19 protein-coding genes and 1 tRNA gene are annotated in these 20,610 nt (G+C 44.8%); 12 read left to right on the plus strand and 8 right to left on the minus strand.

Annotation, left to right across the window (positions count from 1 at the left end; genetic code table 11):
* The first annotated feature begins 69 nt into the window (after positions 1–69).
* The 7 genes from QUB11_RS24130 (at position 70) to QUB11_RS24160 (ending at position 6,378) form a co-directional block, all read left to right on the plus strand.
* The gene (locus tag QUB11_RS24130) at positions 70–369 is read left to right on the plus strand and encodes a hypothetical protein (protein WP_333391879.1); all 300 of its coding nucleotides are present in this window, start codon (positions 70–72) and stop codon (positions 367–369) included.
* A gap of 344 nt (positions 370–713) precedes the next feature.
* Positions 714–944, plus strand: coding sequence for a hypothetical protein (locus tag QUB11_RS24135; protein WP_333391880.1), 231 nt, complete (start codon positions 714–716; stop codon positions 942–944).
* Positions 945–1,640: 696 nt separating this feature from the next.
* Complete coding sequence (locus QUB11_RS24140; RefSeq protein WP_333391882.1) at positions 1,641–2,246, plus strand: molybdenum cofactor guanylyltransferase; 606 nt, start codon at positions 1,641–1,643, stop codon at positions 2,244–2,246.
* 133 nt (positions 2,247–2,379) lie between these two features.
* Positions 2,380–3,582, plus strand: a complete 1,203-nt coding sequence (locus QUB11_RS24145) for an aminotransferase class V-fold PLP-dependent enzyme (protein ID WP_333391884.1) — start codon at positions 2,380–2,382, stop codon at positions 3,580–3,582.
* Between the two features lie 398 nt (positions 3,583–3,980).
* A complete protein-coding gene (locus tag QUB11_RS24150) occupies positions 3,981–4,328 on the plus strand; it encodes a DUF6717 family protein (protein ID WP_015175132.1) in 348 nt (115 codons plus the stop codon).
* Positions 4,329–4,342: 14 nt separating this feature from the next.
* Positions 4,343–5,692, plus strand: a complete 1,350-nt coding sequence (locus QUB11_RS24155; protein ID WP_333200409.1) for an LCP family protein — start codon at positions 4,343–4,345, stop codon at positions 5,690–5,692.
* 176 nt (positions 5,693–5,868) lie between these two features.
* Positions 5,869–6,378 carry a pentapeptide repeat-containing protein gene (locus QUB11_RS24160; RefSeq protein WP_333200475.1) on the plus strand — a complete coding sequence of 170 codons (510 nt, stop codon included), beginning with the start codon at positions 5,869–5,871 and terminating at the stop codon, positions 6,376–6,378.
* Positions 6,379–6,504: 126 nt separating this feature from the next.
* On the opposite strand, the gene QUB11_RS24165 is transcribed toward QUB11_RS24160, so the two are convergent.
* Complete coding sequence (locus tag QUB11_RS24165) at positions 6,505–7,758, minus strand: S-layer homology domain-containing protein (protein WP_333200411.1); 1,254 nt, start codon at positions 7,756–7,758, stop codon at positions 6,505–6,507.
* Positions 7,759–8,142: 384 nt separating this feature from the next.
* The gene (locus QUB11_RS24170; protein ID WP_333200413.1) at positions 8,143–8,835 is read right to left on the minus strand and encodes a GDSL-type esterase/lipase family protein; all 693 of its coding nucleotides are present in this window, start codon (positions 8,833–8,835) and stop codon (positions 8,143–8,145) included.
* Between the two features lie 80 nt (positions 8,836–8,915).
* Here QUB11_RS24170 and QUB11_RS24175 point away from each other — a divergent pair, with 80 nt between their 5' ends.
* From QUB11_RS24175 to QUB11_RS24190, 4 genes are all read left to right on the plus strand, one after another.
* Positions 8,916–9,149, plus strand: coding sequence for a DNA-directed RNA polymerase subunit omega (locus tag QUB11_RS24175; protein ID WP_333164099.1), 234 nt, complete (start codon positions 8,916–8,918; stop codon positions 9,147–9,149).
* 285 nt (positions 9,150–9,434) lie between these two features.
* Positions 9,435–10,049 (plus strand): hypothetical protein, encoded by a 615-nt coding sequence (locus tag QUB11_RS24180; RefSeq protein WP_333391886.1) that lies wholly within the window; start codon positions 9,435–9,437, stop codon positions 10,047–10,049.
* A 141-nt stretch (positions 10,050–10,190) separates the two neighbouring features.
* Positions 10,191–10,559, plus strand: coding sequence for a DUF1818 family protein (locus QUB11_RS24185; protein WP_333200416.1), 369 nt, complete (start codon positions 10,191–10,193; stop codon positions 10,557–10,559).
* A gap of 37 nt (positions 10,560–10,596) precedes the next feature.
* Positions 10,597–10,670, plus strand: a tRNA-Pro gene (locus tag QUB11_RS24190).
* A gap of 231 nt (positions 10,671–10,901) precedes the next feature.
* Here the strand turns inward: QUB11_RS24190 and QUB11_RS24195 are convergent.
* Positions 10,902–12,578, minus strand: a complete 1,677-nt coding sequence (locus QUB11_RS24195; protein WP_333157082.1) for a mechanosensitive ion channel — start codon at positions 12,576–12,578, stop codon at positions 10,902–10,904.
* Positions 12,579–12,662: 84 nt separating this feature from the next.
* Positions 12,663–13,880, minus strand: coding sequence for a transposase (locus QUB11_RS24200; protein WP_333200418.1), 1,218 nt, complete (start codon positions 13,878–13,880; stop codon positions 12,663–12,665).
* Positions 13,881–14,027: 147 nt separating this feature from the next.
* Between QUB11_RS24200 and QUB11_RS24205 the strand changes: the two genes are divergently transcribed.
* Positions 14,028–14,492 carry an SRPBCC family protein gene (locus QUB11_RS24205; RefSeq protein ID WP_333157084.1) on the plus strand — a complete coding sequence of 155 codons (465 nt, stop codon included), beginning with the start codon at positions 14,028–14,030 and terminating at the stop codon, positions 14,490–14,492.
* Between the two features lie 137 nt (positions 14,493–14,629).
* Here the strand turns inward: QUB11_RS24205 and QUB11_RS24210 are convergent, their stop codons facing one another.
* The 4 genes from QUB11_RS24210 to QUB11_RS24225 form a co-directional block, all read right to left on the minus strand.
* Positions 14,630–15,316, minus strand: coding sequence for an alpha/beta hydrolase (locus QUB11_RS24210; RefSeq protein WP_333157085.1), 687 nt, complete (start codon positions 15,314–15,316; stop codon positions 14,630–14,632).
* Positions 15,317–15,771: 455 nt separating this feature from the next.
* Positions 15,772–16,596 carry a transglutaminase family protein gene (locus QUB11_RS24215; protein WP_333200420.1) on the minus strand — a complete coding sequence of 275 codons (825 nt, stop codon included), beginning with the start codon at positions 16,594–16,596 and terminating at the stop codon, positions 15,772–15,774.
* 427 nt (positions 16,597–17,023) lie between these two features.
* Entirely contained in the window at positions 17,024–18,922 is a 1,899-nt protein-coding gene (gene mutL, locus QUB11_RS24220) for a DNA mismatch repair endonuclease MutL (protein WP_333200424.1), read from the minus strand.
* 462 nt (positions 18,923–19,384) lie between these two features.
* Complete coding sequence (locus QUB11_RS24225) at positions 19,385–20,494, minus strand: ATP-binding protein (protein WP_333200427.1); 1,110 nt, start codon at positions 20,492–20,494, stop codon at positions 19,385–19,387.
* Between the last annotated feature and the right edge of the window lie 116 nt (positions 20,495–20,610).

Raw genomic sequence — 20,610 nt, forward strand, 5'->3', positions numbered from 1 at the left:
ACTCATTATTATCTCCGATGATTCACTTTTACTTCCTCAATCCGCGTATGTGCCAGTTGGGGGTGCGGAATGTGGGTCCTAACCCGTAATTCGCTTGAGGAGGCTGCAGAGGCATTAAATACTGTCTCACAACTAAATGTTAGAGACAAGGCGATTGAGGCTACTGAGTCTGTTACAGCCCAAAACTCTCAGCTAAGAAAAGATATTGCTGCTCTCTATGCAATTAACGCACGGCTGGCAAAAGCAGCAGAACCTGATGATTACACCCCCACTAAAGTAGCAAGGGCTGCTTTAAAAGCTCAGACTTCCTTGATAGCTGCTATTAAGGCTTTAGAGAAGATGGATGATATAGTTGCCAGTGATTCCTAGACAAGGGCTAGACAATCAAAAAGAATATCTAGTTACCAGATATTGCCAGTGAGCTAAATGCAGACGAAATAAAGGAAATTATTGGACTACTAGAGGCAAAGCTCTAAAAACGCACCCGGTTGCGCTTTTGGCAGAGAATAATTATAACTTGTCCAGTAACTTGTCCACCATATCACTGGACAAGTTAAGCTTTATACGATCGGGATCTTTAATGCCAGCAACTGTAGAGAACGGACTTTCAGCTAGCCGATGAGCGGGGTGAAGGGCGATCGAGTAAACCAACCAGACCCTTGAACAGCGCCAGAGTAACCGTAATTAGAGACACGAACATGAAAAGAAAAATAATGATATCTAAACCTATCTGGATTGATGATTCAGAAAATTCCGAAGAAGGCGGATACTACCAAGCATTAACATTTATTGAACGTACCAAAATCAAAGTTAAAGTTTGGACTAAAAAACCCGACAACTTCAACGATGGCGAAATGGGCAAACCTCGCCATTTATTAAGCGAAGATGGCAATTATTACTGGTGTATACCAAATGATCCATCTTTTTGGCCTGATGAAATTTGATGATTAATAATTGCCTGCTCAATCTTACCGATTAATTGTGATTGCGCCACATTGTAGCAAAGCGCGATCACGGTTGATGAGCTTGATAAAGATAAAAGCGTCCCGCAAGACGCTTTTAAAAAGGGTACTTCTGCATGGAATGCGATCGCGAAATTAGATTGCAACTGCGAATTTAGCAGTCACACTTCACTCTCCAAGCATTAGTCGTACCCACAATCTCTAGAAGTTTCAATTAGAACCTGCAATGATTAGCCTTTATTTGAGTATAAGTCGAAAGCGCCTTACGTTTTGTCTTAGAATTGTCTTACGTTGTACCCTACTCTCTTACTTCTGTCTCAAAGCTAGATTGTTGGGGCTGATTTAGTTGCCAAGATGTTTGAGGCACTGCTGGCTGAAAATGGCACCCCACTTCTAAAAGCTAGAGAGCCAAATAAAAATCAGAAATTTCTGTATCCTGACCGAGCCGTACCAGTTTCGAGTCAAGGTGGGGAAATGAATTTTCCAACAGACTAGACCTCTTGCAAAAAAAATATGTGTTATCCTTAAAAGTTGGCTCAAGTTTAGGTCAAACTTTGAATTATTGGGTTGATTGGCATCTCCTTAAACTTGCCCAGCCTGCTACATTATAAAATTGGCTAAACTTTCCATAATAGCACAAAATTATTTTGCAATAGGTCTACTAATGACTAATAACTAATGACTAATCATAAAATTGCTGTAATTGTGCTTGCAGGCGGTCAAAGTTCGCGGATGGGTAGGGATAAAGCTATGCTGGAAATTGAGGGCAAATCCCTATTGCAGCGGGCGTTGGAAGTTGCAGCAGTTATAACCCCAGAAGTTTATGTTCTGACTGCTTGGCCCGATCGCTATCGATCGACCTTAACCGAAACATCCCAATTTCTGGTAGACTACAATCCGGGCTCCGGGCCCTTGGTTGCATTGACTCAGGGATTGAAAGAAATAGCCGCCGAGTGGATTTTACTGTTAGCTTGCGATTTACCTTTGTTGGATGCCCAGATTATCCAGAAGTGGGCGAGTCAGTTAACAGAGTTTCCCCCATCTACTTTAGCAGTTGTGCCTTATCAAAATTCGCGCTGGGAGCCTTTGTGCGGCTTCTACCGCCAACAATCTCTGCCCAGTTTGCAAAGTTTTATGGACAAAGGGGGACGTTCGTTTCAAGTGTGGTTAAATCAAATCCCCGCAAGCCCTCTACCTGTAGGGGAACGAGAAGCAGTAATGTTATCGAATTGCAATACATTAGAAGAGTTTGAGCAATTAAAAGGTAAAATGAGTAAGGGTTGACTGTTGACTGTTGACTGTTGACTGTTGACTAACTAATGACTAATGACTAATGACTACTGACTACTGACTACTGACTACTGACTACTGACTACTGACTACTGACTACTGACTAATGACTAATTACTAATTACTAATGATTAACCAATATTGGTTGCTTGATCGCAATATAACTTTCCTCAATCACGGCTCTTTTGGGGCTTGTCCGATTCCCGTACTCGAAGCGCAAACCATTTTTCGAGAACAACTGGAAAGAGAACCATTGCGCTTCCTTCTGCGGGAATTTGAACCTTTGTTGGATAATGCAAGAAATCAGTTAGCAGCATTTATTGGTGCGGCTGACGAGGACTTGGCGTTTGTGCCGAATGCCACGACGGGAGTAAATGCAGTTTTGCGATCGCTCTGTTTTTCTCCGGGCGACGAATTGCTAACTACAAATCAGGAATACAACGCTTGCCGCAACACACTTAATTTTGTAGCCGAGCGTACAGGCGCTAAAGTAATAGTAGCAGAAGTCCCCTTTCCTATTGAGTCATCCGACCAAATTATTGAAGCAATAATTAAGTGCGTTTCACCGCAAACAAAGTTAGCTTTATTAGACCACGTTGTGAGCCAAACAGGTTTAATCTTTCCCATCAAACAGTTAGTGGGCGAGTTAGCTAACCGTGGCGTGGATGTATTGGTAGACGGAGCTCACGCGCCGGGAATGGTAGCGCTGAATTTAGATGAAATTGGGGCGGCTTATTATACGGGAAATTGCCACAAGTGGCTGTGCGCTCCGAAAGGTGCGGGCTTTCTGTACGTGCGGCGCGACAAGCAAGATGCCATTCGGCCAACTACAATCAGTCACGGTGCTAACTCGCCCCGCGCTGATAAATCGCGCTTTCAATTAGAATTTGACTGGATGGGAACAGTAGATCCTAGCCCCTATTTGTGCGTGCCTGTAGCTATTGATTTTATGGGTTCTTTGTTGAGCGGCGGCTGGCCGGAATTGAGGGCAAAGAATCATGCTTTAGCATTGGCAGGGAGAAAAATATTGGCTGACAAATTAGATTTGCCGCTGCCTTGTCCTGATGAAATGGTTGGTTCGATGGCTGTTGTGCCACTGGCAGACTCCCAGTCTGATGTGGTTGCACAGGGAGGAATTCCACCTTTGCAAGAGGCGCTGTGGGAGACTTTTAAAATAGAAGTTCCGGTGATTCCTTGGCCTGATGCTAGTAAGCAGTTAGTGAGGATTTCGGCTCAGTTATACAATACTTTGCCGCAGTATCAATATTTAGCTAAGGCGCTGGTTGAGCTGACGAGAATTGGAGTTGGATCTTCGCGGAATGAAACATAAGACGCAACTACAAACCGATAACTGTTTGTAGTTAGGGTGTCTGTTCTCAGAGTGTTGGTGAATACCGACTATTCGTCGTTACTATAAACGTCGTGAAGGTTATACAAAGAGGCACAATAAGAGTAAAAATCCGGCAAGGAATCACCTTTATTTCTCTTTGATTTGGGACTATTTACATCAAATAAAAAATTACAAAAAAAACAGCTATAAAGCTCCAGATCTCTAACCCTCGGCAATCCGCCCACGCCGCAGAAAATTTGTAAATAAACCCCGAAAATTCCTAAGTTAAAACAGGGTTGTCAAAGCGGATAGCGCACAACTTCCGCGCAACAGAATATAATGTATCCACACTTGCATTTTTGCATACAAAACAAAGGAAATGAAAAGAGGCGAATACCATGTCCAATGCCATGATGGTAATCTACCCCTATCGCGAACAGTACACCTGGGTTTTTGACGACGAGCGAGTCGGACTTGTCCGAGAACCATTTGTTCAGGGCGTCCCCGAAATGATTAACGCGCTTGTCGCAGACATTCCCAATGCCGCTCAAGGTTTCCGACTTTTATTTTCAGCCAATCCATTTCCCGGATATCAAGCAGAAATGCTGTGGTTGAAAGCAGAATACGGCGGTAACTGGTATCGGTGGGAATCGAAAAATCTCGAAGGCTGGCTGTGTCCGGCTATGTTCAAATACTTTCCAGAAGCACCGCCCAAGTTTTACTGCAAAGCTGAAAAACTGCAATAACCAACAGCAAGTCAATGAAAAACTTGTCAATTTTTAAAAGAGACTTTGTTACACCAGTCGATCAAATCTCTCGAAAAAAACCTAAATTCTTCCTGTATATAGTGGGGCTATTTTTCCTAGTTTTCACAGCGGCAATTTCCGCCACTCTGGGGGCAATTACCGCTCTGTTAGCTCCCGTGGAACCGCCAATTATTAATAGAGTATTAGAAGCTACTGGCTTTGACTATCTATCCTCCAACCGCTCTGGATACCGCCTGTCGCGGCCAGTTAATATCTTGATATTGGGAATTGACCGCGTGCCGGAAGCAGCAGCCAATGGCCCTAAGATGTTTAACGGTCGTAGCGATACAATACTGTTATTTCACCTCGATCCTAGAGATAAATCTATTAGTTTGCTTTCAGTCCCGCGAGATACTAAAGTCGAAGTTCCCGGAATTCCCTTCAGCAAAATTAGCGAAGCCAATGCTAGAGGAGGAGCCGCTTTGGCGACGCGATTGGTTAGCAGTATGCTGAACAATACGAAAATTGAACGATACGTGCGAGTCAGCAGCAGTGCGTTTCAGGAATTAGTCGATTTGTTGGGCGGAATTGAGGTATTTGTACCTCGCCCAATGTCCTATACAGATAGCGCCCAAAAGTTAAAAATAAACTTAGCCAAGGGATGGCAAACTCTCAACGGAGAACAAGCAGAACAATTTGCTCGATTTCGCAACGACGGTTTAGGAGATATTGGTCGCATTCAGCGGCAGCAATCTTTAATTCAAGCTATTCGGAACCGCCTCACAAGTCCATCAGTATTGGTGCGCTTGCCCCAAATTGTTCGATTGATGCAAAAATATGTAGATACAAACCTAAATTATGAGGAAATATTGACGCTGGCAAATTTTGGTTTGCAATTGGAGCGAGAGAATTTTAAAATGGTAATGTTGCCTGGAAGTTCGAGTTCAGAACAAGCCGATTTGAGGAGTTATTGGATTGTAGATTCGATCGGGCGCGATCGCATTATGACACAATATTTAAACCCGGGCGTGCCGGATTTTGCCCAAGGACGATTTCGCAACCCAACCGAGTCGGTTTTGCCCAGGAACCTCAAAATCGCTGTCCAAAACGCTTCTAGCAAACCGACAACCGCAAAAAACGTTGGTGAGTTTCTCACAAAAAAGGGCTTTTTTAATGTATCTGTAGTGCAGGATTCGCCCCAGAAGGAGCGTCACAGTCAAATTATTGTTCAGCAAGGCGATTTAGAGGCAGCGAATCTACTGCAAAAAGAGTTAGGCGGCGGTAAAATTGAAGCATCTTCTACCGGTGAAATCAATTCTGACTTGACGCTTCGCGTTGGCGAAGATTGGGTAAAGCGATTTTAATTAGTCATTAGTCATTAGTCATGAGTCATTAGTCAACAGTCATGAGTCATTAGTCATTAGTCATTAGTCCACAGTCAACAGTCAACAGTTAACAGTTAACAGTCAACAGTCAACAGTTAACAGTCAACAGTCAACAGTCAACAGTCAACTATGCCCAATTCCCCATTCCCATCATGATGAAAAGAGTCTTCCGAATTTTCCTGAGCCTGGTTTTAAGTTTAGTGTTGGCTTTTGGGTGGGTGCTGCTGAGTGCTACTCCGGCATTTGCCCTACCGAAAACAAGTATTAATTACACAAATATTAATTTATCCGATCGCGATTTTTCCAACTCGGATTTAGCGGGGGGAACATTTGTCGCTGCTGAAATGCGGGGAACAAATTTTCAAGGTGCTGATTTAACTAATGCGATTTTGACTAAGGGAGTTTTGCTGAATGCCAACTTGTCAGGTGCCAACCTCTCCGGTGCTTTGGCAGATAGAGTTACATTCGACGGCGCTAATTTAATGAATGCTAATTTTACCGAGGCAATTATGACTCGAACTCGGTTTTTTGATGCTGCAATTTCCGGCGCTGATTTTAGTGACGCGATTATCGACGCTTATCAAGTAAGTATCCTGTGCGAGAAAGCAGATGGTGTCAATCCCGTGACGGGAGTTTCTACCCGCGAAAGTTTGGGATGTCCGTAGAAATTTACAAGTTAAAAAATTCCTGAGTAATTGTTTGATTAGATGCACCTGTAGCGAGGTAAAATACACACATAAAGCCCCTCTCCGGCAAGGCGAGGGGTTTGAGGAAATTTCTAAGTATCGGCTTTATCGAGCGCTACAAATGCCTGTGCTGGCAGTACCAACTACCAAATCGGAATTCAACAGCAAATCTAAATCGGTGTCGGGATTAACAGCATACAAATCGACTTTATCTCGACCCAAAAATACTCCGATCAAAGTCCCGATTCCCGCACCGCCGAGCACCTCTTCAGTCGCGATCGCCCGATCGCCCGTAACACCTGCGATCGCCGCCGCTGCTGCTGCACCCAACGCCGTATTCTTAACCAGATTACCAACATTAACGCCCTTGGTAACAGTTTCTTTCCTAGTAATCACTTGCGAAGTGGCATTGAGAGGCACTCTGCTGCCGTTGATGATACTTAATTCTTGAGCCACAAACTGAACGCCCGAAGCAGTCGATCGCAATTCGCCACTAATTTTCGAGCCTTCCGGTATCACCACTTGGCTATTATTACCCGTGATATCCGCAGCTACAGTCAGCGTAATCGGAGATTTGTCATTGGGGGCGAGCAAAATCTTGCCTTTTGCATACTCAATTGGGATAGTCACCCCCCTGGGAATTTGCACAGCAACAGACTCGCTAACATCAATCTTAGCAATGTAAGGAGAATTAATTGCTCTTGCTTGATTGGTACTCACTAATGTTTGATAGATAAAAGCAGCTACTTCAGCTCGCGTTGCTGCCTTGTTCGGTTTGAGAGATTTAGGATTAGGATAGCTGACAACTAACTGTTTTTCAGTAGCAGCAGCAACGCTTTTGACAGCATAACTTTGAATCTCACCCGCATCGCTATAGTAACTGAGAACATCTTGAAAATCGCACTTAGGCTCATAGCCCATGCCGTTATTTAAAGCGACTACAACTTGAACGCGAGGAATCTGCTGTGTCGGCCTGAAAACATTGCCGGGATAGCCAGACATCCATCCCATTTCGTAAGCTTCTGCGATCGCCCCGCTTGCCCAAAAATTAGACGGAACATCAGCAAACCTCACAGCAGCGCGGGTTTTTGCCTTTTTCACAGAACGGATCATTGCCGCGAATTCAGCCCGCGTTACCAGTGCATCCGGGCGGAAACTGCCATCGGGAAATCCTTTGATAATTCCTCTTTCTGACAAATCTTGAATAAAGTCTTTTGCCCAGTAGTTATTATTAACATCCGAAAAAGCTGTCTGAGCAAAAGCAGGCGCGGCAGTTAGCATCGGCGCTGCGGTTCCGGCAACTGTTCCCAGTGTTAATAAAACAGATGTACCAGATTTAATGCGATGTAATACAGACATTTTTGATTCTCCAATTTACACATTTTTTTTATTGAGTAGAACTAAGCTTTTGATAGGCTGATTGATTCTGCCCAACTTGCTTTTTCCCTCAGTTATGTAATCATTATTGAAGAATTTTACTTCGTGTGCGGGGAAGATACGGTCTTTTAAAATAAATATTTTTATGGTGATTGGGTAATTTTAAAATGCTTAAATTCCTTAAAATCCTTATGTTGCTTATCTTCCTTATCTACCTTGAACTTATAGAGTTCTAGATGCAGAACCTTTATATATGTAGGGGCGGTGCCAAGAGTGTCCGCCCTCGATCGAGTGGAGTAATAACTAATGACTAATGACTAATGACTAATGACTAATGACTAATGACTAATGACTAATGACTAATGACTAATGACTAATAGCGGCGATCGGTTCCCAACTTGTCACATCTTCAAATAAAGATTGATACCCACCTGCATTGGGATGCAGCCCATCTGCAATCAAGCGCGATCGCCACCAATCACTGCCCCGATTTATCCATTTATCAAAAATATCTAAATAGGGAATTCCCCGCAACTCACAAGCTAATTTTGTTGCTTCTTTATACTGATATTGGTCAGCATGACTGTAATACAAACAATCTTGAAAAGGCATTTTACTTTCATCCACCGGCACCATCCCGACAAATATCACCGGACAAAGTTGTTGGGATAGGTTTAACAAATGATCCAAAACAGTTTTAAAATGTTCAAACTCAGTGTAGCTGCGCCCGGTAGGCGACTGCACTCTCGCCGAATCGTTGAGGCCTACCGAAAGAATAATCGCATCCGGGAAACGGTTTCTGAGTTCGCCACGGTGGCGAAACTCGTTTTCGAGTCGCTGGGAGACTTGATAAGCCCGATCGCCCCGAACGCCCAAATTGTATAAAACGTGTCCTGCACTCTCCGGTAACATCCACTGGCGCCGCAATCTTTCCACCCAACCCCCGCCTACACCGTCGCCGAAACCGTAGATTAAGCTGTCACCGAAAGCAACCAATTTGAGGGGATGAGAATTTCCCCGATGCAAGTGACCAAAGGAATAGGCTGTTGCTACCTGCATAAGCAATAATACTCAGTTAGTAATTTATGAATCTTGACATACTAGACTAGAATGTAACATTACATAATGTAGGTAGTCTCATGGCTAATAAGCGTCCACCCTTCGATTCTACTCAGCTAACCCGTCGCGCGGAAGAGTTGATCAGTGCTGCATCCAACCGCTATCGGATTACGGTGCAGGTGGCGAACCGCGCAAAACGCCGTCGCTATGAAGATTTTGACAATATGGACGACCATCAAATGAAACCTGTAATGCGGGCGATATTTGAGATGTCGGATGAACTGACTCAGCCGGAAATTATCGGAGACATCTAGACTTTGGGAGTTTTGGGTTTTGAGTGGTGAATTGCGAGCAATTTTTGTCAACTCAAAACTCACAACTTTTTTAAACAAGACTTGGGCGGGCGGGACGAGAAACCCGGTTTATTCCTAGTTACCTTGTTAAGAAACCTCTGATTTTTCTAAAAAACCGGGTTGATGAGCGTAAATCCTAAAATTAGAAACTAGGACATCTGCTTGGGGGTAAGTTTATGAAATTATTCTATTTTTGAAATTATTGTCAAAACCGTGAATAGATTAAAGCAGGGCTTAAGTTTTCTCTTGGTTACTTTGAGTGTAGCGATTTTCACGCTTTTGAGTTGGGTATTGGAATCCGGGGAACTGAGTATGTCGGCTTTGGAACCTTCGCTGCTGCGGAGTTCTGAGTCTGCCTCAGTGCAGCGGATCGCTCAACAATCTGCGCCGCCACAAGTGAGGGTGCAAGATGCGTGGAAATTGGTGTACGAAAAATTGCCGGATTTCCCGATCGAAAATAACTACATTTCTAAGGAAACCGGAAAAGTCGATCCTACCAATACTTTAGTCGGGCGGTTGATTCGATATCACGTATTTGTCAAAGGAAGGCCGCCCAATTACCGCTTTGATTGGAAGTTGAGTTTAGCTGACTATCTGGGGGCGACTCCAGATTATTTGGTGGAAAGCGTGTATCCGGGAAAGGACGTTTTGCGCTCAAATCCAATGGAACAGGATCGTGCTGCTATTCAAAAGTTAAATAGAGCACAGCGGGATGCTTTGGTTCAAGCTTTGGTTGATGTTTTTACGGAGAATTCCGGGCGTGGGCGCACACCGACGGCGGGGGAAAAACCACAAGGGCGATCGAATTCGCCGGAGATACCGCAGCCCCAGCCGGGAGATGCGAAGTTGCTGGCACCGTAATACTCAGGAATGCAGAAACCGGGTTTTTTACGGAAATATTGCTGTTGAGCCTTTAACACAGGTAAAAAACCCGTTTTCTTTCGTATTTATGGGTAAGTCCTACTAATCTAAAATCCAAAATCTAAAATCTAAAATCCCTCAATGGTGGAACGTGTAATTAAAACGGGTGTTGGGTGGCGTTTGGGATGGAACCCGGAGGCCCAGGAGTTTAAGGGTTTGGTGGCTGGCGACGGTTGGGCTCACGAACTCACAGAGGCTGAGTTAAACGATTTTTGCCGATTGTTGGGGCAATTAGCAGGCACAATGAGTCAAATGGCCTCTGAGTTAATGGACGAGGAAAAAATCGCCATTGAAGCCGAAAGCGACTTGCTGTGGGTGCAGGTGGAAGGCTATCCCGAAGCTTACAGCGTGCAGTTGATCTTGAATGCTGGCAGGAGGTGCGAGGGTTTTTGGCCGGCGGCTGCGGTTCCGACTTTGGTGCAGGCTGCAAAAGTTTTAAAAGTTTTTTGACTTTTTCGGGAATTCTATGCTAAGCTATTAAAGCTGTCGGGGCGTAGCGCAGCTTGGTAGCGCACTACTTTGGGGTAGTAGGGGTCGTGGGTTCAAATCCCGCCGCTCCGATTGTGATAAAACCTTCTCATAGAGAAGGTTTTGTTGTTTTAGGGCCGGCGATGCAGCTCTTACCATTCTCAATTAGGGGCATCGGCCCAGAAACAAGAATCAATCTCTGCTTCCGAACAGTCTATAGCTGTATCCTCAAATTCAAAGGCTTTGCGATTGCTTCGCGACCCTAACAATGAAATTAATCATAAAAAAATGGCGTTTGTACTTGACAAACGCCATTTTATAGAATTACAAACGTGGCGTCTTATCTTGTTTAAACGACGCTAACAATTCGCGAATTTGGTCGGCCGCAATCTCGCGCCCGCCCAAACCAAAAGCTAGAGCAATGCCAACTGCGATCGCCCCAAGCAGCAGCCCGAAAGCCAAATTCACAATATCGCTGCCAATGCCCATCTGTTGCAGCGCCAAGGCCGAAACAAAGGCAATAATCGCAACCCGAGCCGCTTGGCCCAAAAGCCGCGCTTGGCGAGTTCCAGAACTGGCAATCAAACTAAACGCCAGATTCGCCAAATACAAGCCGATCGCAAATACCACCAAACCGGCCAGCACCCGACCTGCAACTAGGACAATACCGCTAACAATCGCCGTCAGCGCTGGAATTTGCAGCACGTCGGTAGCCGCCACCACTGCAAACAGCAGGATGCCCACCTGCACCACAATGCCGACAAACTCAGAAGGCGTGCGGGCTGGAAGTTCCGGTTCCTGAAGAATCGTTGCGTCGGGATCGATCGAACTTGGCGGTAGCCTCAGCGACTGTTTCGGTGCCTGCACTCCCAACCAAGAAAAGACATTGTTAAAGCCAATTCCGGTCAGGATATTAGTAACCAAATCGCCTACCCAGCGGCCCAAAATGTAAGCAAGCGCCAGAATCAGCGCCGCCGTGAATATTTTGGGAACCGCGCCCAAAATGTCGTTGAGCATCGCGACAGCAGGCTGCGAAATCGCTTGAATGTCCAAAGCGTTCAGAGCTGCGATCGCGGTTGGAATCAAAATCAAAACATAGACGATCGTACCGACAATCCACGACAGCGATTGTCCGCCCGAAGTCCGCGAAATTCCAAACCGAGCGCCCAAAGCGTCCGCCCCAGCAGCCGCCAATAGATTTGTGACAATCCGCCGCACTACCATAGCCAGCAGCCAGCCCACAAACCCAATCAGCACAGCTTCCAGAATTTTCGGAATTGCCGCGAGAATTTGGTTGAGTAAATTATTAACCGGTAGCAGAGCCTGCTGCATTTCCAGTGAGTCGAGAATCAGCGGCAAAAACAGCAGAAAGATGAACCAGTACAGTGCATTCGCCACAGTATCGCTCAGCAGCAAAGGGCGCTCAGTGGGCGCTGCACCCACTTCCTGATTCAAGCGCTCGTCCACGCTAAAAGCCCGCATCGCCCGCGATACGGCCATTTTGGCGACAGTTGCCAACACCCAAGCAATCCCCAACCAAATTAGCGCGCCGGCTAACTTCGGCAAGAAACCGGTAATTTGATTGAGAAAAGTATTGAGGGGTTGCGAGACAGCCGTTAGATTCAGCCGGTTGAAAAAGGCAATTAGGAAAAAGACAAAAATGATCCAGAACACCGCTGCGGAAATCCATTTTTCCACTTGCGGAGCTCCAGCTCCTTCCGGTCGGCCGGTAATCCAAGCAGCCAGCCGATTGTCGATCGTAGTCTTCTTTAGCAATCCCCCGACGACAGAAGACACGAGGGCTGATACTATCAAGCCAATGAGCAGGATACCGACGGCCCAGATGAGATTTTCAATGTTTGAGCCCTGAATGAAATTGTTAATTCCGCGTTCTGCATCTGTCAGGGCATTCCCGGGCTGGGCCTGTGCCAAAACGCGATCGGACAAAGCCGCTATGGGGCCCGATATCGGTTGAGTTATTTCTTGCCAAGTTTCATTCATTTTTTTCTCAGGTTAACGTCAGATTTGACAAGGAGAAGACGAAACTTTAATAATAGTTCCAAAAAATCTAGACATCGCCTAAATTTAATGTTTGTACACTTTTAATCGTACTGGGTTAACTACAAAACCCTCTCTCGAATTTGGGATACACCCATCTCCGACTGCTTTTGGGCCAATATTCAAACAACCGTTTACATGGGCATTTAGGAAGCGTCCTGTTTTGGTTCTGAACAATCCTCTTTTTACCCTACTGCCAATGTAGTCGGAATGTTGTTGAATTGGTTCCAAATCCAAAGCTGAACATTTGGAGGTGTAACTCTCCTCAACTAACACAACTTGAATTCCCGCACGTTGTCCTTTGTACTGCAACATTTGCACGAACCGGCAATGGGGAATACAGGCAAAATTTTGATTATTAACCTTACCGGTATTAATCCCATCTTTAAAATCATGGTTCCAGCCGATCGCTAGCAAGCCCATGTGATGATTAACGAGTTCTTTAATAATTGCGGAACACCTCGTGTGGAGGTAGTAATCCACTTTACAGTTACGCTTGTGACACAATCGGGCGAGTTTTTTACTGGTTTTTTGCGCTAGGGGGAGCCATGATTTCAATGCCGATGAAACTTGATTGCAGTATTGGTTTCTTGACTTAACACCCCGTCCCTCGTAGATTGTCGGTACTAACCCAGGAACATTGTAGGTTAATATTGCCAGATTGTTTAATCCTAAATCTATGGCAGCTACTCTCTGATTAACTTGTAAAGGCTGTTCTAACTTTTCATCGAGTACCTCGACAACATAACAACCTACTTTGGGAACAATCCGGATTTCCAGAATCGAGGTGACTTTTGACAGCCACCAAATATTAGTCCCAGAGGGACGAGCATATCCTTTTTTTAAGGCTTTTTTGTTGACTGCTTGACTATTAAATACAACTACATAGCGCCCGTCCTCTCTTTTTCGATCTCTTGAGCCTTTATCATGAGGAAGTTGCGGTGCGGTTTTAAATTTTGTGCTGTCTTCTTGATAGTTTCGCACCGCCAGATAGTAGCTAGTCCATGCTTTGAGGACTAAGCCGATCGTGCTTTGTGCTACCTTTGCGGGCAGTGCTTTGTAATCAGGACTTGTTTTGAGGGCGTGATAAACAGCCAGAGTGTTTGTTTGTTGGCTAGCGAAAAAGTTTTGAGGGTAGATGTAGTTAGCGCTATTGTAAAGATTTTTGTACAGCCAAGACAGTCGATCGGCTTCTCGATAAAACCTATGATTGGGTTTAATGATGTGCCTTTCGACTAACTCCATAATCGGTATATATACTTTATTTCAAGATGATACACTGTATTTATGAGTGTGTCAATCTTTTAATTTCTGGAAAAATTGACGTTACAAGTAAATAAAGGACTATAAACTAAGCAAAGTTTTGTAATACCCTCCTTGTTGCAGGTTCTCATGTCAATTCGTCAAGTTTTCGAGCAATCCATTGAAATTCACGCTGCTGCTACTCTGGTGGAGCGCTGTATAGTCGATCGCACTTTAATGCACAAGTGGCTCAATCCCTTGCTACGCTGCGATCCCCAGGGCGAATGGGATACTGCCGTAGGAAGTCGCAGCTTATTTATCATAAAAATTCCAGTTTTGCAACCCTCTTTAGAGAGTGTTGTGTTGGAGCGACAACCAGGTTTAATTGTTTGGGGGTTTGACGGATTTTTCAAAGGATGCGATCGTTGGGAATGCCAGCCGCAAATCCAAGGAACTCTCTTGATTAACCGCTTTGAATTTCAAATTCCCAATCGTTTAATTAGATTTGGTTTCAATCGCTTGGCAGCCCCTTGGACGGAAAAAGATATGAAAGACCAACTCCGCCGACTCAAGCGGGTAGCCGAGCAACTATCTCAAAGAATGGGTAAGGTATAATTGGTAATTGGGCATCGGGCATCGGGCATCGGGAATGGGTCATTGGTAATAGATGAAAATTAAGAGCTAATAGGGAAAGAAAGCACCAGTTCCCAATTCCCAATTCCCAATTCCCAATTCCCTGGAATTTCAGTTATTTATTTCGCACTTCCTGATGGACTGGGCTGACAAATCATTTGTCTAGCAGAATTCACCGCTTGGCCGGCGGTATTTTGCAAAGCCGGGGAATTCTGATACAAAGCTTGCAAATCTTGCACATCTTTAATCACTCGCTCGTAGATAACCATCGCTTGATTGCCGTCAACTTCTAAGGCCGCAGGGCTGTAATTTTGCATCACTTCAATCAGCGATATTTTGCCATCTTTGGAAGCTGCGACTAAAGCATCGCGCAGTGCGGGCACGCTTTGAAGCCTCGCAGTCGGCGCATAAGCAACCTCGCCTAATTCTTTGAAAACAATTTCCCCAAAATAAGTGCTTGCTAGCCGCGCTACTAATTGGGAATCTAAAGGCACTTCTCGCGTTAATATTTCGCGCACCGACTCGGGAGTTTGTTTCGCAAGACTCAGAACGCTTTGCAGTTGAGATGATGCTTGGCCGGTTTGTGCAAAGCTTTGTAAGTCGCTCATCGGTAATGTTACGTCAACAGCACCGTATTTTACGGTAACATTATCTAATGCAAAGGCTTTGTCGCTGCTTAGGAATACTGCACTTGTTCCCAGCAAAAGCGCCAAACCCAATGATAAAGACTTTGACATTCTTTTGGTTAAATGGGCTGACAGCGGTTGCATTCCGGTGAGATAACCTTGTTGAAACTGAAAGTTCATGAGTTTGTGCCTCTTTACGTCAAAATACTTTTTAGATGGCTCGTCTGTGGGGGTATCAGTGGGGGTATCTGTGCGGGTATCAGTGGGGGTATCAGTGGGGGTATCAGTGGGGGTATCAGTCTGGAAAGTTGACTCGGAAGTTCGGTAAATGACCTATGATTTTACAGTCATGTCAAGCAAATTTAACCTATCAAAAGATAGGTATTAATTGACAATTTATATGTTACACTTAGCTATTTGACAATTTTAGATAGCTTTGCAAAAATTATAAAAGCGAAATTGGGCCGTCGGGCAGCAGTTTATGGAGTGTCGCTTTCACCTCTTATATTGCAATCCTTGCAGGAGTCGTAAATTTTTGACCCCACCCCAACCCTTCCCTTATCAAGGGGAGGGAGTAAGAAATTTACAAATGATGCGAGGATGGCTATAGTGTGCGATCGATACCAAATTTAAGTTCACATATCCCGATCGAGCCGATCGACCAATTGGCGAATTCTAGCAGCATCAGGAGCATTCGGAGCATTTCTCAGGTATAGTTCCAAATCGTGGCGCGCTTCTACCAAGCGTCCCAGTTGATAATAGAGAATTCCGCGATCGCGCCGTTCCCCCAGCGCATCGGGAAACAGCAGCAAAATCCGTTCAATCGCCCAGAGTACCCTCACAGCATCTCCCTGTTGCAAGTAAATCGCCTTCAGATTTCCCAGCATTCGCCCCAACAAATGTCGGCGACTTACCGGGGCGAGAAAAGCCGGCTGCAACTCCATAGGTTGACCATAAATTTGAGAAAGTCTGGCTTGACAATCTTCAGGAAACAAGATTTCGCCGCCGTTAAACGCATCAACAAAAATGCCAGCATCTTCAAAATCCGGTCTAATTAAAAAATGTCCCGGCATCCCAATTCCCACCATCGGAAAATCAATGCGCTTAGCAACCTCCAAATAAACCAAAGATAAAGAGATTGGAATGCCAGTACGCCGATCGATCACTTCATTCAAAAAGCTATTGCGGGGGTCGTAATAATCAACATCATTGCCCGCAAACTGCAACTCCCCGTATAAATAGGCGTTAATAGTTTGAATAATCCGCAGCGGATAATTCTGTGCCGGCAGACGATCGCGCACTTCATCTGCGATCGTGTCGAGAGCATTTAGATACTCCTCTGGCTCTAAATTTGGGTATTCTTCCAAAGCCATATATAGGGCAGCTTTCGCCAGGTCTATCGAGCCATCTGGCTGATTTATTTCTCGATAAAATAGTTGTCGGGCGATCGGAAAATCCATATTTATTATTGATTTATTTTGAATTTACATTCTGTACCCAGATCAGGAACAGGCAAGATGCCTGTTCCACAACGAACAGGCAAGATGCCTGTTCCACAACAAAAATTATTCGGGTCAATCGGCATTTTTTGTAGTATAATTAACCTTTCTTATGGTAAAACAGGTACTTTTTCTTGTGGAACAGGCATCTTGCCTGTTGCTGCTTTTTGTAGTATAATTAAATTTTTTCGGGTAAGATCGGCATTTTTTCTTGTGGAACAGTCATCTTGCCTGTTGCCCAAAAGATATTAAAAACAGTGCCTTATTTAAATTTTAATATATTATAAGTTTTTTACTCTAAATCAGCTCCTATTTTTAATAAAGCTTCACGATATTTTTTTCGAGCGAGCCAGACTGAGGTGAACGCCCTCGGATATCAAATCAACTTTCAAATCCCGTGACTTTTACCAATCACCCAACTGCGGCGAAAAATCCGAGCGAGAGTCGATTCTTCCAAAGCAAAATAGATAGGGCGGCCGTGAGGACAAGTGCGCGGATTACGAGTTTGCTGCCATTCATCCAACAAATTTTGCATTTGGGAAAGACTCAAAGGAGTACCGTTTCGCATAGCACTACGGCAAGCAGTCGCAACTTGAGCCGCTTGTAAATCTGCGACTTTACTGAGTTCAAAAAGCGCATCCGCACAGTCATCTCGATCGGCTAACAATTCAGGAACTTCGCGGGCAGCCCATAGCTGTTCGCCAAAACTTTCTACTTCCAAACCCAAGCGGGATAAATTCTCAATTTGCAGTGCAGATAATTGACTGAGAATTACTGGTTTTTCTAGACATTTTAGCTGCCAAGCCGCGCACAATTGCTCGTACAAAACGCGCTCGTGAGCGATGTGTTGTTCCACCAACCACATGCCGCTGGAATGTTCTGCAACAATGTAAGTATTGTGAACTTGAGCGATCGCCCTCAATTCCATCAATCCTATTTTATGAGCTTTTTCCTGTTCGCCGCCGTCATCATTCTCCCTAGCCGAAATCCCGACACTGTAAGCACTTTTTTGTTCCGACGCCTTCAGCAATTGTCCCACTCGATCGGGAATAGGGACAGGCGGCAAAACATCATCATTCAGGTGCAAGGCACGAGTAATTGCCGCGCTAACTTGCGCTTGCCAAAAACTCGGATCGTGCAGATAAATTTCAACCTTAGCCGGGTGGCGGTTCCAGTCGATTTCCGAAGGGGAGATTTGCAGGTGGACAAAACACACGGGATAGCGATCGCGCGGACAAGTGCGCGCAAAGGCGCTGAGAATAGTTTGCTCTAATTCGGGCGATCGCACAACTCGCCGATTTACCCCAACTTTCACCCAATCCGGCCGCCTGCGGTGACAGCGATCTGGCAAACCAATTACTAATTCTAAAAACTGGGAATTGGGAAGTGGGCATGGGGCATTGGGCATTGGGAATTGGGCATCGGGAATTGGGCATTGGTAACTCGGCTGTGTTTTTGACAAAAACAATTGCGTGTGTGCGAAATAATCTGGCGATTTATTCCTTTCAGGAACTGAAGGCAAATTTACTTTTAAATACTGCAAATCGCTCGATCGCACACCGCGCACAAATTGAGGTAAAAGTTGTTCCGCTGTGCTACCAGGAGTTACGTGCAAACAAGGCGTATTTCCTTGACGCAACTGCCAATTAACGTGCGGGTGACAAATAGCAATTTGCTGAAGGGTTAATTGGATCGATCGCATTTGCTGTGCGGGCGACAAAAAACTGCGGCGCACAGGCCAATTGCCAAACAAATTATCAACAGTCACCACCGTACCCGGAGCGATCGCCGCTGTTTCCACCTCCACAGCAACGCCCGCGTTATTGTAAACCACCCGCCAGCCCGATCGAGCATTTTCAATTGCCCCCTTGTTAAAGGAAGATTTGGCGGGGGTTTGCGCCGATTCTCGATTTTCCGAAAAATCCCCCAATCCCAAATCATTCGATCGGCTCAAAACCTCCAAACAGCCCAACTGAGCTAAACTGTGCAAAGCTTCCCCACGAAATCCCAAAGTATCAATTTTGTAAAGGTCAGCTTCCGTGGTAATTTTGCTCGTACTGTGAGGCGAAGCCGCCTGCCGCAAATTTTCCAGATCCATTCCTGTACCATTATCTGCAACTTGCACCCGCCACTGTTCGGGCCAGACAGAAACAACGATGCGAGTTGCGCCAGCATCCAGAGAATTTTCAACTAATTCTCGTACCGCGGAGGCGATCGAGTCAATCACTTCGCCGGCGGCAATTAAGTTGATAACTTCTGTGGGTAAGGTTTGAATATTAACTGGCATCAGATTTTTAGCATTTCGTTAATTCAATTCTACTTGATTCGGCAAGTCGCTACACAGTATTAGGACTTACGCTCTTAAACCCGGTTTATTAGAAAAATATTGTTTGATAACAAGATATCTACTCATCAACCCAGTCTCTGATATCAATTCCGGCTGCGCCGGAATGATATAAAATCCGCGCTTCATCGTCGGGAGTAAAGTCGAATCAATCTGCCAACCAATAATTCGCGCAATTTTCATTTTTTTGACACCTCCTTCTACAGTCAACAGTCAACAGTCAACAATTATTCCGGTGCAAGCGGAATCGATATGAGGCTTAGTGAGAAAGTCCTCAGTATAGCGGTTTTCAAAAAAGTGAGGTATGCCCACGGAGGCCTATGCCCTATGCCCACGGAGGCCTATGCCCTATGCCGGGTAGTACCTCATCTTTCTGAGAAAGGCTATATATATCTTCCTACCTACTTAAATTTGATCTGCTAAAGCCCGGGTTTTCGGCAAGCGGATGTAAAAAGTTGTGCCTTTTCCGTCCTCCGACTCATAAGTAATTTGCCCTTTGTGAGCCTCAACCATCGACTTAACAATTGCTGTTCCCAACCCAGTACCAGTCCGTTTACCATAGGTCACAAACGGTTCAAATAACTTTTCCTTAATTGCCTGCGGAATGCCCGGGCCGTTATCGTAAATGCTAATTTCTGCCCACTCCTCACTTTGCCACGCAGCAATCTCCACCCGCCCCCCTCGTCCGCCAAAAGCCTCAACCGCATTCCCAACTAAATTTTGTAAAACGCGCAAAATCTTATTTTCGTCCGCTTCCACTATCACTTCTGCCACCCGTACTACCAAATCTACTTTTGCTGCTTCAAAATAAACTCGGTTCAACTTTTGAAACTGCTGCAACGTCTGAATTAGATTAACTGGTTTTTTATTTAATACAGAATTACCCCGCGAAAATTCTAACACTTCTTCAGCCATCCCCAACATTCGCTGAACCTGCAATTGAATAAGTTCGCACCACTCCTGAGTTTCCTCATCCGGGTGCATTTCTTTGATCACTTCACTGGAGAGTTTAATTCCGGTAAAAGGGCTTTTGAAATCGTGAATAATTGTACTCACCATTTCTCCTACCAATACCATTTTTTGTTTGTGTACCAACTGGCTAACATATTGATCCGTGGTATCCCGTAAATTTTTAGTAATGAAACTAAACATTTGCAGTACCGAACTGCCTTTAGCAAACTGGAGATTTTTTATTAGTTCTTCACGGTCTATTTTGGCCAAAGTCGAGCCTGCAACTGCCACAGCTCTAGCACTGCGAGGCTCTCCGTCTAAAACTCCGAGTTCGCCAAAATAATCGTCTGGGTTAGCGACAGCAACAGTTTGATATTTATGATTTTCGATACGCTTGCTAAACTCGACTTTCCCTTCTAAAACTAGATATAAAAAATCCGCTGTTTCTCCTTCTTCAAAAACCAGCGTTTCCTCAGCAAAACTCTCCAAAACAGCTATTTGGCAAAGGTGAGCAGCTTGCTCTGGTTCAAAATAAGACATAAATCGATGAGAGGCCAGATCCATGTGAAAATACCTGAGACTTAATTTAAACAGTTTCTTTCTTCTATTTTCGCTGATCACCATCGGTGCGTTAATAAAATACAATACTGCTTTAATCTGGCTCTCTTTTCTAGCCTCCG

Origin of the sequence: Microcoleus sp. B6-A1 (genome assembly GCF_036705085.1) — a bacterium.
Taxonomy (GTDB): Bacteria; Cyanobacteriota; Cyanobacteriia; order Cyanobacteriales; family Microcoleaceae; genus Microcoleus.

Bases quoted from the DNA above. Each gene is read 5' to 3' on its own strand.
- QUB11_RS24225 (WP_333200427.1), bottom strand. From the start codon at position 20,494: ATGGATCTGGCCTCTCATCGATTTATGTCTTATTTTGAACCAGAGCAA.
- mutL (WP_333200424.1), bottom strand. From the start codon at position 18,922: ATGCCAGTTAATATTCAAACCTTACCCACAGAAGTTATCAACTTAATT.
- QUB11_RS24205 (WP_333157084.1), top strand. From the start codon at position 14,028: ATGTCAATTCGTCAAGTTTTCGAGCAATCCATTGAAATTCACGCTGCT.
- QUB11_RS24155 (WP_333200409.1), top strand. From the start codon at position 4,343: ATGAAAAACTTGTCAATTTTTAAAAGAGACTTTGTTACACCAGTCGAT.
- QUB11_RS24210 (WP_333157085.1), bottom strand. From the start codon at position 15,316: ATGAACTTTCAGTTTCAACAAGGTTATCTCACCGGAATGCAACCGCTG.
- QUB11_RS24135 (WP_333391880.1), top strand. From the start codon at position 714: ATGATATCTAAACCTATCTGGATTGATGATTCAGAAAATTCCGAAGAA.
- QUB11_RS24165 (WP_333200411.1), bottom strand. From the start codon at position 7,758: ATGTCTGTATTACATCGCATTAAATCTGGTACATCTGTTTTATTAACA.
- QUB11_RS24130 (WP_333391879.1), top strand. From the start codon at position 70: ATGTGGGTCCTAACCCGTAATTCGCTTGAGGAGGCTGCAGAGGCATTA.
- QUB11_RS24160 (WP_333200475.1), top strand. From the start codon at position 5,869: ATGAAAAGAGTCTTCCGAATTTTCCTGAGCCTGGTTTTAAGTTTAGTG.
- QUB11_RS24140 (WP_333391882.1), top strand. From the start codon at position 1,641: ATGACTAATCATAAAATTGCTGTAATTGTGCTTGCAGGCGGTCAAAGT.
- QUB11_RS24215 (WP_333200420.1), bottom strand. From the start codon at position 16,596: ATGGATTTTCCGATCGCCCGACAACTATTTTATCGAGAAATAAATCAG.
- QUB11_RS24170 (WP_333200413.1), bottom strand. From the start codon at position 8,835: ATGCAGGTAGCAACAGCCTATTCCTTTGGTCACTTGCATCGGGGAAAT.
- QUB11_RS24185 (WP_333200416.1), top strand. From the start codon at position 10,191: ATGGTGGAACGTGTAATTAAAACGGGTGTTGGGTGGCGTTTGGGATGG.
- QUB11_RS24175 (WP_333164099.1), top strand. From the start codon at position 8,916: ATGGCTAATAAGCGTCCACCCTTCGATTCTACTCAGCTAACCCGTCGC.
- QUB11_RS24150 (WP_015175132.1), top strand. From the start codon at position 3,981: ATGTCCAATGCCATGATGGTAATCTACCCCTATCGCGAACAGTACACC.
- QUB11_RS24145 (WP_333391884.1), top strand. From the start codon at position 2,380: ATGATTAACCAATATTGGTTGCTTGATCGCAATATAACTTTCCTCAAT.
- QUB11_RS24195 (WP_333157082.1), bottom strand. From the start codon at position 12,578: ATGAATGAAACTTGGCAAGAAATAACTCAACCGATATCGGGCCCCATA.
- QUB11_RS24200 (WP_333200418.1), bottom strand. From the start codon at position 13,880: ATGGAGTTAGTCGAAAGGCACATCATTAAACCCAATCATAGGTTTTAT.